This is a genomic window from Martelella sp. K41-7 (assembly GCF_055808365.1).
In genome coordinates this window covers 4051916-4064185 of the sequence record NZ_CM147867.1, presented here as the reverse complement: position 1 = coordinate 4064185, position 12270 = coordinate 4051916, and the positions used below count along the sequence as shown (strand labels likewise).

5 protein-coding genes and 1 pseudogene are annotated in these 12270 nt (G+C 61.9%); all 6 read right to left on the bottom strand.

All coding sequences use genetic code 11. The features are described from left to right. Positions 1–91: 91 nt before the first annotated feature. The 6 genes and pseudogenes from AC0L7L_RS19300 to AC0L7L_RS19275 all read right to left on the bottom strand — a co-directional run bounded on the left by AC0L7L_RS19300 (position 92) and on the right by AC0L7L_RS19275 (position 12025). A complete protein-coding gene (locus tag AC0L7L_RS19300; RefSeq protein ID WP_473510815.1) occupies positions 92–1660 on the bottom strand; it encodes an OpgD/OpgG family glucan biosynthesis protein in 1569 nt (522 codons plus the stop codon). 137 nt (positions 1661–1797) lie between these two features. Then, a complete protein-coding gene (gene trxA, locus AC0L7L_RS19295; protein ID WP_473514014.1) occupies positions 1798–2187 on the bottom strand; it encodes a thioredoxin in 390 nt (129 codons plus the stop codon). Between the two features lie 47 nt (positions 2188–2234). Next, the gene (gene addA, locus AC0L7L_RS19290; RefSeq protein WP_473510811.1) at positions 2235–5759 is read right to left on the bottom strand and encodes a double-strand break repair helicase AddA; all 3525 of its coding nucleotides are present in this window, start codon (positions 5757–5759) and stop codon (positions 2235–2237) included. Beyond that, entirely contained in the window at positions 5752–8952 is a 3201-nt protein-coding gene (gene addB / locus AC0L7L_RS19285; RefSeq protein WP_272213733.1) for a double-strand break repair protein AddB, read from the bottom strand. Before addB ends, addA begins: the two co-directional genes overlap by 8 nt. 158 nt (positions 8953–9110) lie before the next feature. Further along, a pseudogene (gene tsaE, locus AC0L7L_RS19280) lies at positions 9111–9518 on the bottom strand (tRNA (adenosine(37)-N6)-threonylcarbamoyltransferase complex ATPase subunit type 1 TsaE); the annotation flags it as partial. Continuing rightward, positions 9515–12025 (bottom strand): PAS domain-containing sensor histidine kinase, encoded by a 2511-nt coding sequence (locus tag AC0L7L_RS19275; protein WP_473510807.1) that lies wholly within the window; start codon positions 12023–12025, stop codon positions 9515–9517. The gene AC0L7L_RS19275 and the pseudogene tsaE, both read right to left, overlap by 4 nt. Positions 12026–12270: the final 245 nt, after the last annotated feature.

Sequence of the window (12270 nt, the reverse complement as noted above, 5' to 3'; positions counted from 1 at the left end):
CCGTCGGATTACCTGTCTCTTGTAGAGCGGTTCAGGGCTAAATTGAACCGCTCTCGTGCCCTGTTTTCACCCTGCCGCAGTGTGGTGATGCTCAATGCGGGGCAAACTGATCCGGATGGAACTGACCGAGCCAGGTCTCGGTGAGCGGTTCGCCATCGTCGGCAAGATAGGCCCGCACATCAACCGTATCGACCGTGCCGTCGAATTTCAGGTCATAGGTCAGCCGCCAGTCATCGGTGCCAACAATCGGCATCGCATAGGCATTAATGACTTCAGCGCCACTCCCGACGGATATCTCTGGCTCGATGCCGTCATCGGACGTCAGCATCTCAACCGCGGGACCGGAGAAATCGACCACAACCTTGACCTGATCACCCGGGCGCGGCTGGCCCGGCACGCCACCGCGACCGATGCGGCTTGCGGTCGTTTCTGCGAGCCTGTCGTTCGGCGGTGCGGTCTCGGCCCAGCTCAGCGTATAGGAGAAATCGCGCTGTTCTCCGGCTTCCGGCAGATCCTCCGGCAGCCAGTAGGCGACGATATTGTCGTAGATTTCGTCATCGGAGGGCAGCTCGACAAGCTGAACCGCACCCTTGCCCCAATCGCCCTTAGGTTCGACCCATGCGGAAGCACGGCGATTATAAAAGACTCCGTCATCCTGATAATGGTCGAAATCGCGGTCGCGCTGAATCAGACCGAATCCTTGCGGGTTTTCATCGTAGAAGCTCGAGGTCACGACGCGCGGCGGATTGTTGAGCGGCCGCCAGATCTGCTCGCCCGAACCGGTGACGATTTCCAGCCCGTCGCTGTCATGCACCTCCGGTCGCCAGTCGAACGCCATGTTGCGGTGGGTTTCAGAATACCAGTACATCGAGGTCAGCGGCGCGACACCGAGCCGTTCCACCGCCTCCCGAAAATAGAGCCTGCTCCTGATGTTGAGGACCTGCCCCTCGCCATCCTCGTTTTGCGCTTCGATGCGATAGGCACCGGCGACGCTCTTGCTATCGAGTAGCGCATAGATGACGATGTTGTCGCCGGGCTTTTCGTCTTCTTCAAGATAAAACGCGGTAAAGCGCGGAAACTCCTCCGGACGCGCAAGTCCGGTATCGACGGCAAGGGCGCGGGCGGAAAGACCATATTGCTTATCCGGCCCATCGGTGCGGAAATAGCTCGCGCCGAGAAACGAAATCCAGTCTGTCTTCATGTCCGGCCGCATCACACGAAAACCGGCCCAGCCGGCGAAATCCTCGACTGCCTTTGCCGGGCTGTCTTCCGGCATGGTGAAGTAATCGGCGCTGTAAAGCACTTCCCGCGCCTCGCCGTCCTCGACCACGCTGATCGTTACAGGTTCCTTGAAATAGCGTCCCTGATGAAAAAACTGCACCGGAGCCTCACCGACATCGACGGTGTGGTCCTTGCGGAACACGATCTTCCAGTGGGCGTCATAATCGATGGCATCGAACAGTTCGGGCTGTTCCACCGGATAGGCCTCGAATGGCCGCTCTGAAAGCGCCTTCGCCTCCTCGGCCAGCGTTTCGAAGGAAAACGGTTCTGCCGGGCCAAGCTCGGGTTCGAAATCCTGGGCAAAAGCCGCGCCGGAAAAGCCGAGGAGTAAGACAAACGGCAGAGAAAAGCGGGCAGGCGAAACGGAACGGTTCGTCATAGGGGGCAAACTCCGAAAGGGTCGAAAACACTCTGGATGCTTAAACGCAGTCGGTGACCCGAAGTTCCCGCCTTCTCGCAAATTGCAGAAGCCCGCGCGAACGCGGGCTTCGAAACGCAAATCCGTTTACGACCGATTCAGCCGACGATGCCGGAAATCCAGCTCGAAAGCGCGGTCTTCGGCGCGGCACCGACCTTGACGTCGGCAAGCTCGCCGCCCTTGAACATGGCCAGCATCGGGATCGAACGAACACCGTACTGGACTGCCAGGTCCGGATTGTCATCGACATTGACCTTGGCGATCTTGACCTTGCCGTCCATTTCAGCGGCGATTTCCTCAAGGCTCGGACCGATCATCCGGCACGGGCCGCACCATTCGGCCCAGAAATCGACCACAACGGGTTCTTCGGATTCGAGCACTTCCTGCTTGAAATTGGCGGTATTGACCTTGACTGTCGTCATCTTGAACTCCTTGGCAAAGGCGAAAAGCGCGCCCGGCGCATGAGATACTTTCGCATTATCGTATATTTGACCTCCATGTGAGCACAGGCGGGCAAAAAATCAATGGCCCTGCCTCACTTTGTCGAGAGGCCCGCAAGCGCACCGGTCAGCTCATCAGAGGACAGCCGGCGTACCGCAGCTGTTTCAGTATAGACCAGAAGGCAGGCCACGGATTTTCCGGGGTAAAGCGGCGCCAGGATTTCCCTGTAGACCGCCATCTGCGCAGCATGGGAGAAAGGCACCGCCTCGCCCGCGCCGGGTGGGTTGCGGTTGGTCTTGAAATCGACCAGCAAAACGGCGTCTTCTTCAACTGCTAGCCGGTCGAGCCGGCCCGATACCGTAAAGTCGCCAGCCTCAAGCCGGACGGTCCCGGTCACGGAGACTTCGGCACGGGCACTGGACGAAAACACCGGTGCCAGTTCAGGATCGGCAATCACCGCCATCACGCCTTTCTGGATGGCGTCGCTTTCATCCTCCGGCAAATGAAACGCCGCGCGCGACAGATAGCGCCTGCAGGCCTCTTCGCGCTCGCTTGCCTCAAACCCCGGCAGCAACTGCATCAGACGGTGCACCAGCCGTCCGCGTTCCAGCGCCAGATTAGCGGCAGGTGTGCCAAACAAAGGCGAAGCGGTTAGCGGCGGCGGGTCCTCTACCTCAAGACCGGCGCGCGACGGGCTGAGCGGCGGCGCCGGACGCGCCTCTTCGCGGAAGGGTTCGGTCAGCGCCTTGGGAAGCGGCGGCAGCGCGGTGTCCTCATCCGCCGGACCGGCATCGCTCTCGAATGTCCGGGGCGGAATTTTCTCCTGCCACAGCAGGCCTGACCAGCTTTCCTGCGATGGCCCTTCAACTTCGATCTTCCCGGCGCGCTCCTTCTCATCAGTCGAAAGCGCCGACCAGACGATCTTGTGCCAGCAATCCGGCACCTCCGTCTGGCCGCGATAGCCCGAAACGATCAGCCGGTCGGCGGCCCGTGTCATCGCGACGTATAACAGGCGGCGATATTCCTCCTTCGCCTCATCTTCGCGGCGGGCGATATCGAAAAGCACGCTGCTGTCGGCCTCCTTCTTTGCAGCATGCCAGACGGGCAGACCCGACTCTATCACCCGAAAGCCTGCAAGGTGGCTTGCGACAAAGGGCCTGCCGCCGCTGTCGACCAGAAATACCACCGGCGCTTCCAGCCCCTTGGAGGCGTGCACCGTCATGATCCGGACCTCGTCGCGTCCCTTGTCCTGCTCGCGCTTGACCTCGAGGCCACCCTCTTCCATCACATCCAGAAAAGATTGCAGCCCCGGCAAACCCGTATCCTCGTGCCCCTTCGCCGCGTTCAGGAACTCATCAAGGATATCACCGGCCTCGCTGCCGAGCCGGGCAAGAAAGGCACGCCTGCCCCCCTCGCGCGCCAGAATGCCGGCGTAAAAATCAAAGGCGGTGCGGCGGCGGGCGGCATTGATGATCCGCTCCAGCGTGGTTACGGTTTTGGCAAATGCCTCATCGCCTGCCGCTGCCAGCCGCCTCAATGCCGAGAACACATGCTCTCCCAGCTTGCGCCTTGCGGCAATCGAAAACAGGTCGTCTTCGGAAAGGCTCAAAATCGGGCTTTTGCAGATCGCGGCCAGTGCGAGATCGTCTTCCGGCAAAACCGCAAAACGGCCAAGCGCGATCAGGTCCTTGACCGCAATATGATCGGCAAGCTTCAAGCGGTCAGCGCCTGCGACAGGGACGTCATAGGGTGATTTCAGTGCCCGTGTCAGCGCGTTGACGAAGGCATCGCGCTTTCGAACCAGCACCAGAATATCACCGGCGCGAATGGGCCGTTCGCGGTCCTTCTCGACGATGGTCTCCTTGCCGATCATCTGCGAAATGCGATGGGCGATACGCCGAGCGAGAATGGCTGCGGGCGCCTGTTCCGGCGTCGCATCGAAAGGCGCGGTCCAGTCGTCCTGATCTTCGGTTTCAGCCGGCGCAACCATTTCCCAGGCCTCGACACAACCGGGATGGCCGAGACGGTTGGAGACATGCACCGTATCCCCGCCTTCGGCCGAAAGACCCTTACGGTTTTCCGGAACCGAGAACACACAATCGACCGCAGACAGCACCGAGGCGGTGGAACGGAAGGAGAGCGGCAGGTCAATCTTGGAAAACGACGCCGCAATCGAGACAACCCGCTTTTCCGTCAGCCGACCTTCCGCAGCAAACCGTTCGGGCCGCGCCCCCTGAAACGAATAGATCGACTGTTTTTCATCGCCAACGGCAAACATGGTGCGCCGCCCCGGTCGCGCGCCCTCGCCGGTGAAAAAATCCTCGCTCAAGGCCCGCACCACATCCCATTGCAGAGGGGCCGTATCCTGCGCCTCGTCAACGAGAATATGGTCGACACCCTGATCGAGCTTGTAATGCACCCATGGCCCGGCATCCGAGCGCGCCAGAAGGGCTGCCGTACGCGCAATCAGATCCTCGAAATCCAGCTTGCCGCGCCGCTGTTTCAGCGCCTCATAGCGGGTATCGAGCCGGTCGGCGAGGATGAGCGCCGCACGTGTCTTTTCGAATATCCGATACCGGTTCAACCGGTCGCGGACCTTGAAGACCTGTTGGGCTGCTGCCAGCACCGCCTCGCCAAGCTCCGGTGCCTTGGTCCGCAGCGATTTGAACACAAGCGTCGTCTCCGCCTTCGGCGTTCCGGCCGCCGTCAAAAAGGCGCTTTCCAACGCCGAAAACCGCGAAACGGCATCGGAGGCCTCGACGGCGCTCTGCAGGTGATCGGCAAAACCGGCCGCCCGTGATCCGCCATCATCGCGCGCAATCCCGACCAGCTGCGCGAGGTCTTCCAGACCCGCAAGCGGCCAGACCTCGGCGGCGATCGTTTCCGCGCCTGCGTCCGGTGCGAACCCGTAAGCGGCGCGAAGCTGTGCCTCGAGCCCGTCATTGCGCCGCGCCTCCTCCAGAAACGGCCTGATGGCATGGCGGGCGCTGACGATCTCGCCGAGCAGTTTTTCAAGCCCGCTATCGTCTGCGATTTCCAGCACGGTCTGAAAGGCCTCCGACAATGCCGGGTCCTCCCTGCTTGCCGTTGCCGTCAAAAGCTGACGGCGGGCATCGGCCAGAAGCGTGGCGGCGGCAACATCGTCCAGCACGGAGAAATGCCCGGCAACATTGGCTTCCAGCGGAAAGCGGTGCAGCAGGCTTTCGCAAAACGCATGGATGGTCTGGATCTTCAGCCCGCCCGGCGTTTCCAGCGCATGGGCAAACAGCCGCCGCGCCACCGCAATCTTCAGCGCATCCGGGCGTACGCCCTCGATTTCGGCGATCTCGGCTGCAAGGGCTGCTTCCGGCAGCACCGCCCATTCGGCAAGCCGCGCGAACACACGGTTCGACATCTCGGACGCCGCCGCCTTGGTATAGGTGAGGCAGAGGATTGCCGACGGACGCGCGCCGGCGAGCAGCAGCCGGACCACACGCTGGGTCAGCACATGGGTCTTGCCGGAACCGGCATTGGCCGAAACCCAGACAGTGCGGGCCGGATCGGAGGCCAGCCGCTGGCGGCCGGTGGTCCATGACAGCCAGTCTTCGGGGCTGGCATTGGTGCCCGGATCGTCAGTCATCGCCGCCCTCGCCGTTATCATCCGCCGTCGACCATTCGGCAACGCGGGCCAGATGATCATATTCGCCGCCAAAATCGCGCGCGCTTGCCGGAATAAGCCGCGAGGCGAAGGGCCGGGTTCCGGTCTTCAGCGCGGTGACAAACCGTGTAAATTCCCTAAGGGCGTCACTTGCCAGCTCACCCGCCGTGATTGCCGGGTCCTTTTTGGTTTCGGCCTTTTCCAGCGCGTCGACCCCGAAGCGATGGCCGGGCCTGAGCCGCACATATTTGAGGCTTTTGGTTTCGAGCGCGGGCACATCCTTGAAGGCACCCGCCGCAAGGGCTGCCGCCTCCAGCGGCAATTGAGGCTCCAGAAGCGTGCGCGCCTGATTGAGCGATGGCGAGATGCCGGTCTTGTAGTCGATGATCTCGGCCCTTCCGTCGTCCAGAATGTCGATCCGGTCGGCAATGCCGGTCAGTCTGATGTCTGCAAGCGGAATATCGAAACCGGCACCCGCCTCCGTCAGCGTAGTATCGATCGATGTTGACAGCCGTCTTGCTGTTTCGAATTTCAGAAGCTCCGCAGCCACCGATTTCAGCCGCGGCACCCAGCTCAAGGCCAGGTGCGGCGGCAGTTCGGCTTCCAGCAGGAGACCGGCGAGCACATCCTCCATCGCCATCCGCCCGGCCTCGGTGGCGGGATCCGCGCCGGACTTGATGAACCGCTCGGCCAGCGCGTGATAGAGAATGCCGCGCTCCTTGACGGAAGGATCGGCATTGAACGGGGCAAGCGGATCCAGCTTCAGCACTTTCTGGGCATAGATCGCATAAGGATCGCGCCTCAATCGGCCGATCTCGGAGAAGGAATAGCGCTTCGGCTGGTCTTCGGCCGGCGGATAGGGCTCCGGTCGCGGCGGGATCGCCGTGCGCGGCGCATCGTCAAGGGCATAGGCCCAACCGGTCAGCCTGTCACCGCGCCGTTTCAGCGCCGCCTCAAGATCGGCGCCGGCAAAGGCCAGAAGCCGCTGCAGCCAGCGGCTGGCAACCGTCGGGGCCGAGCCTTGCCGCATCGCGCGCGAGAAGATCAGGTTAGGCACACCGGCAGCCATGGTCAGATCATGCGCCAGTTGCCCGACACGTTTTTCCGGCGGCTCAAGGCCGATTTCCGCTTTCATGCCGCGCGACAGAAACGGGTTGTTCTTCGCCTGTGTCGGCCAAACGCCTTCGTTGAACCCGCCGATGACGATGGTATCGACATCCTGCAGCCTGGCCTCGACCGCGCCGAAAATGAACACGCGCGGATTGCCCATGGAGCGCGGTTTGACGGCCTCCGATGCCGTCAGCGCTGCGATGATGTCGATCCATTGCGGGCCGTCGGCAACAATCGGTGTCACCGACCCCATCGTTTCCGACAGCACGGTCGCAAGCCGCTCGCCTGCCTCGCCGGACCATAGCGCCGAAAGGTCGCCGGCATCGTCAACGGCAATCGCCTCCAGCGCCCGGCCGGTGCGCGCGGCCCAGTCGGAAAGCGCGATTGTCTCGGTGATCGGCGGCTGGTCGGGGCCGCGCGCCACATGGGTTTCAATGAGCGGCGCCAGCGCGGTGTCGATCCTTGCCGCAAGATCGCGCGCCGTCTCGGCGGCATTCCTCGGCAAGGCCGTGCGCCAATGCGGCGGATAGCGCTCGTCCTTCTGCTTTTCCAGCGCGTCATCAACGAAGGTGGCAAGCCGGCCAAGATCGGCGGTTCTGGTGCCGCCACGCAGCGCGATCAGCTCAAAGGCAGCGCTTGCTGCCCGCATTTTCCGGGCGGACAGGCCGAAACGCGCCAGCGGATGTTTCAACAATGCGGCCAGCACAGCCGGATCGCCGGGTTTCAGTGCCGCCTCCAGCATCAGTGTCAAAAGCGTGCCCTGCCCGGTTGCCGAAAGCGGTGTACCGGCTGAATCATCGGCCTCGATAGCAAAGCGATGAAGCTCGGCCGCAACGCGCCGTGCAAGATTGCGGTCGGGCGTGATCAGCGCCGCGCGGGCAGGTCTGCCGTCCTCACCCGGCGTTTCCAGCGCCAGCCGAAGCGCCGCTGCAATCGCAAGTGCTTCCTGCCGCTCATTGCCCGCTTCCATCAGCGAGACATCGGCAAAGGCGGTTTCAATCTCGTCGGCAGTAAATTCCGTGCGCCAACGCTCCCAGCGGTCGGTCACCTCTGCCGGAGCGAAGGCGGCAGCCAGAATGCGGCGGCGCAGGGCAAGCGCCGTCCCGGGCTGCGAGAGCGTGGCAAAATCCGCGCGCTGGCGCGACAGGCGCTCGAGCAGCCGCGCCATTTCATATTGCGGATGACTGCGGATCGAGGGATCTGGCATGGCGGGGTCGGCATCGGCAGCGGTCAACGCCTGCCAGTCTTCTTCCGGCATATCGCAATCGAGCCCCGGCATCACCACCACACCCTGCGGCAGCAATGAGACGGCAGCGATCAGATCGGCAATCGCGGGAACCGAACCGGTGGAGCCGGCAATGATCACCGGCGCCCGGCCCGTGATTGCGGCGATCCGCTCTGCCTCACTGGCAAGCAGCGCATTGCGGTGGGCAACGGCGGAGGAGCGGCCAAGCTCTTCCAGCCGTCCGGGCCAGTAAAGCGCTGCAATCTTCAGGAACTCGGCAGTCAGCTGCCACCAGACCGCATAGTTATCCTGTTCCAGAGATGACAGCCGGTCCCAGCCGACCCGCTCGGTCTCCATCGCATCGATGAGTTCAGCCAGGTCGCGGGCAAGCCAGACAGCATCCGCCGGGCTGGCGGGGGCGACAAGCGGGGATGCGCCGTGAAGACCGGACAGTTCATCGGACAACCGGTTGCGCCAGGGCAGGATCAGGCCGGCAAGTTCCAGAAGCCGGGGCACTGGTTCAATCGATGGCAGGCTCTCGGCACTTTCCGGCAGGTTTTCCTCGAAATAATGCTCGTCCTCGTCCGTTTCACCAAGCGCGCGAATTTCCGGCAGGATCGTTGAGGCGCCGCCGAGAAGAGCGGAGAATTCGCCGCGCAACATACGAACAGCGCGCCGTGTCGGCAGGAATATCTTCACATCGGCAAGGGCGAGCGGGTCTTTCGGATCATATCGGAAATCCGGGGTCAGCCGGCCGGAAATCAGGCTTTCGGCAAGGCTTTGAAGAAATGGCACGCCCGGCGGTATCGTCCACAATCCGGCATTGTTCGCCTCCGCCATTTCCGGCTCCCGTTTCGATCCGATTCACTCAAGGTTTTACGGGCCAATGGCGTGCTTCGCAAGCGCCGCGGATGCCAGAGCCGCTTGCGCCACTGCCGTCATGCCAGCCTGGAAAGGCTTCAGTGAAACGCGGCCTCCAGTGCAGCAAGCCGGGACGCCGGCCCGGTGAGCACCACCCGGCGGCCATTGCCTTGTTCCTCAAAGGCAAGCGTCAGGGTCTCAGCCGGGAGTTCGCCGCGTTCCGGCCACTCGACAAGACTGATGCCATCGTCGAGCGCTTCGTCGAAACCAAGCTCGATCAGTTCGTCAGGGTCAGAAAGCCGATAGAGATCAAAATGATAAAGCGGCGGCGAACCGTCATAAATCTGAACCAGGGTGAAAGTCGGGCTGGGCACCTCCAGCGCCGGGTCTTGCAGCCGTACGCGGATCAGCGCACGGGCGAAGGTGGATTTGCCCATGCCAAGATCACCGGAAAGCGCCAGGCAGTCACCGGCTTTCAAAAGCGGTGCCAGTTTTTCAGCAAGTGCGATGGTCGCCGCCTCATCCGGCAGAAAACACTCCATCATTCCGCCGCGATGATTTCCGCTCCGCCCCGGTCTGCGGAGGCATCGGGAATGCGGCAGGAAACGGTGGTACCCGCGCCCGGCTCGCTGTCGATGAACACCCTGCCATGATGCAGACCAACGAAGCTCTCGACAATGGCGAGGCCAAGGCCGGCGCCGGCATATTGGGCCTGACGTCCGCCGGAATCGAAGCGGGAAAACACACTTTCCAGCGCATCATCGGCAATGCCCGGCCCGTTATCGGTGACAGTGAAGACGAAATCGCCCTTCTCGCGCCAGCATGACAATGCGATAATCGAGCCACGCGGCGCATATTTGACGGCGTTGCCGAGAATTTTCAGCAGAACCTGTTTCAGACGCTGGAAATCGGCGGTGATCGGCCCGAGTGCGGGTGGCGCGGTGATTTCCAGTGTCACGCCGGTCTCCTGCAGCCGGCTCGAAATATCGTCAGCGACGGAATCGATCAGGTCATCCAGCGACATCCGGTCGAATTCGAGATGCAGAATACCGGCATCGGCCGATTTCAGATCGATCATGTCGTTGACGATGGTCATCAGCACGGACGAGGAATTGGCGATGTGGTCGACATAATTGCTCTGTCGTGCGGTGAGGGAACCGGTGTCCGGCGCCTTCAGCAGTTCGGCAAAGCCCATGATCGACGTCAGCGGTGTCCTGAGCTCGTGGGAGACGTGTTCGAGGAAGGCGTTCTTCAGTTCCTCGGCCTTGCGCAACGCATCGTTTTTCTCCGTCAGCGCCCGCTCGACCTTCACCGAGTCGGTCTTATTGACGAAGGTCAGCATGGTCTGCGCGTTCGGCAATGGCGTGACCGCATAGTCGAGCACCAGACCCGAGGTCAGATCGAGACGGCCCTGACGCGAAACACGTTCATCGTCAAAAGAGGTGATCATCCGGGCAAACAGTTTCCAGCCATCGGCGCCCCCCGGATCCCCCTCGCAGGTCTGCATCAGCGTGCGAATGTGGGTGCCGGGCTCGGCGTCCCGGTCGGCAATCCGCCAAAGTGCGAGGAAAGCCGGGTTGGAAAGCTTCAGCCTTCCGTCCGGCCCGAACACCGCGACGCCTTCTGCCAGATGATCGATGGTCTCGCCCTGGACCTTTACCAGCGTATTGTAGCGGGTCTTCAGCGCGACCTGCTCGGTATGGTTTTCAAAAACCCAGGTGGTGCCGCCGCGCGGATGGGCGGAGGCAAATACACTCAGCGTTTCCCCGCTCGGCAGATACCAGAGATCGGAATAGGGCTCGACGGTGCGATAGACCGAAAGTACCTTTTCCTTCCATTCGCGCCATTGATGCGGCTCCGGCAGCTTGCCGTCGGCGCGCAGGCGCTCGAACAGTTCTCCATTGTCAGGATGGGATTCCAGGAAACCCATGTCGAGCTTCCAGAGTTTCTCAAAAGCCTGATTGTAAAATTTCAGCCGCCGGCCGTCATCGAAGATCGCAACGGCCGTGTGCAGATGGTTGAGCGTATCGGCATGGCTTTCAAGCGTCTGTTCCAGCGCATTTTCAACACTTTGAAGCTCGGAGACATCCCTCGCGATCCCTGCCGAACCATCGCCACAAGGCACTTCGCTCAGTTCAAAGAAGGTGCGATTGCCGCCGGTCACCACTGGCTGGCGACCATCAAAGCGCACACCGGAACGCACGGTTTCATCAAGTTTTTCCTGGATTGCAGCGCCAACCAGCATGCGGTTTTCGGCAATCGTGTCTGCGGCACGGCCGCCCTCGACCGCGGCGATATAGGCGCGGTTTGCCCAAATCAGCCCGCCGTCGGCATCACGTTGCCAGCACGGCATGTCGACGGCTTCGAACAACGCCTCAAAACGGGAAAGAACGGCCTTCTGGCGCTTGTGTTCGACCTTCAGTTCGGCAAGCTCGGCGCGAACACTTTCGAGCGCACCGAAGCGGACATGGGCACGCCCGCCGGTGGTGCCGCCGACAACTTCAAGCACATAGCCATTATGGGCCTCGGCCAGCATCTCGAAAGCCTTGGCCTTCTGACGCAGGGCGGCAATGGCGGTCGCCAGTTGTCGTGTGCTGCCGGGTGAAAGCCAGCCGTCAAAGGAAAGGAAGGCGTCGTCGTTTTCAGGCGCACCGGCTTCTTCCGGCAGAGTGCCGAGAAATTCCGGCTCAGCCTCGGGCCCCTCCCAGAAAATGATGCGGCGGTTGCGCTCGGCGTTCAACGCTTTCAGATTGGCAATGCGTTCGCGTTGGTTTTCCAGTTCAAGCGCAAGCCGCTGGTTTTCCGCTTCGGTGCGGCCGCGCAGGCGCATGAACCAGAGCGTGGAAAGCACGGTCGCCGCCAGAATACCGCAGAATGCCGAAAGCGCCATGACCTCGCGCGAAGACAAGACGGGCGCCGCAGGCGTCTGGGCAAAGGCGCCAGCCGCGGACAGCGAAAGTGCCGTGCCGGCGGTAAGCCATCGCGCAATCGCGCGCTTCGTGCGCCTTTTGCGAATCATCCGGCCCTCGTTGCTTTTACCGCCCCGCTCCATTCGTCTCTTCCGCATCTGTCTTTTGGCGGGCCGCGCTCAATGTGCCGCAAAGCGCGGCGGCCGCCTTCAAGAGGCTGTCCACATGTCATGAAGATCCGGCCGTTGACAGACCGAATCGCCCCTTTCAAAACATAGACGCTTGGCGAATCCGCGAAAAGAGTCCGACGGAAATAAACACCCCGCGTCCGGTCTTGGGGGACAGCGCCGAGATTAATGCGGTTATGCTTTCGGAAGTGTTAAGGACG

What these genes read in the sequence shown, in the direction of transcription:
- AC0L7L_RS19300 (WP_473510815.1), bottom strand. Translation starts at nt 1,660, where the DNA reads ATGACGAACCGTTCCGTTTCGCCTGCCCGCTTTTCTCTGCCGTTTGTC.
- addA (WP_473510811.1), bottom strand. Translation starts at nt 5,759, where the DNA reads ATGACTGACGATCCGGGCACCAATGCCAGCCCCGAAGACTGGCTGTCA.
- addB (WP_272213733.1), bottom strand. Translation starts at nt 8,952, where the DNA reads ATGGCGGAGGCGAACAATGCCGGATTGTGGACGATACCGCCGGGCGTG.
- AC0L7L_RS19275 (WP_473510807.1), bottom strand. Translation starts at nt 12,025, where the DNA reads ATGGAGCGGGGCGGTAAAAGCAACGAGGGCCGGATGATTCGCAAAAGG.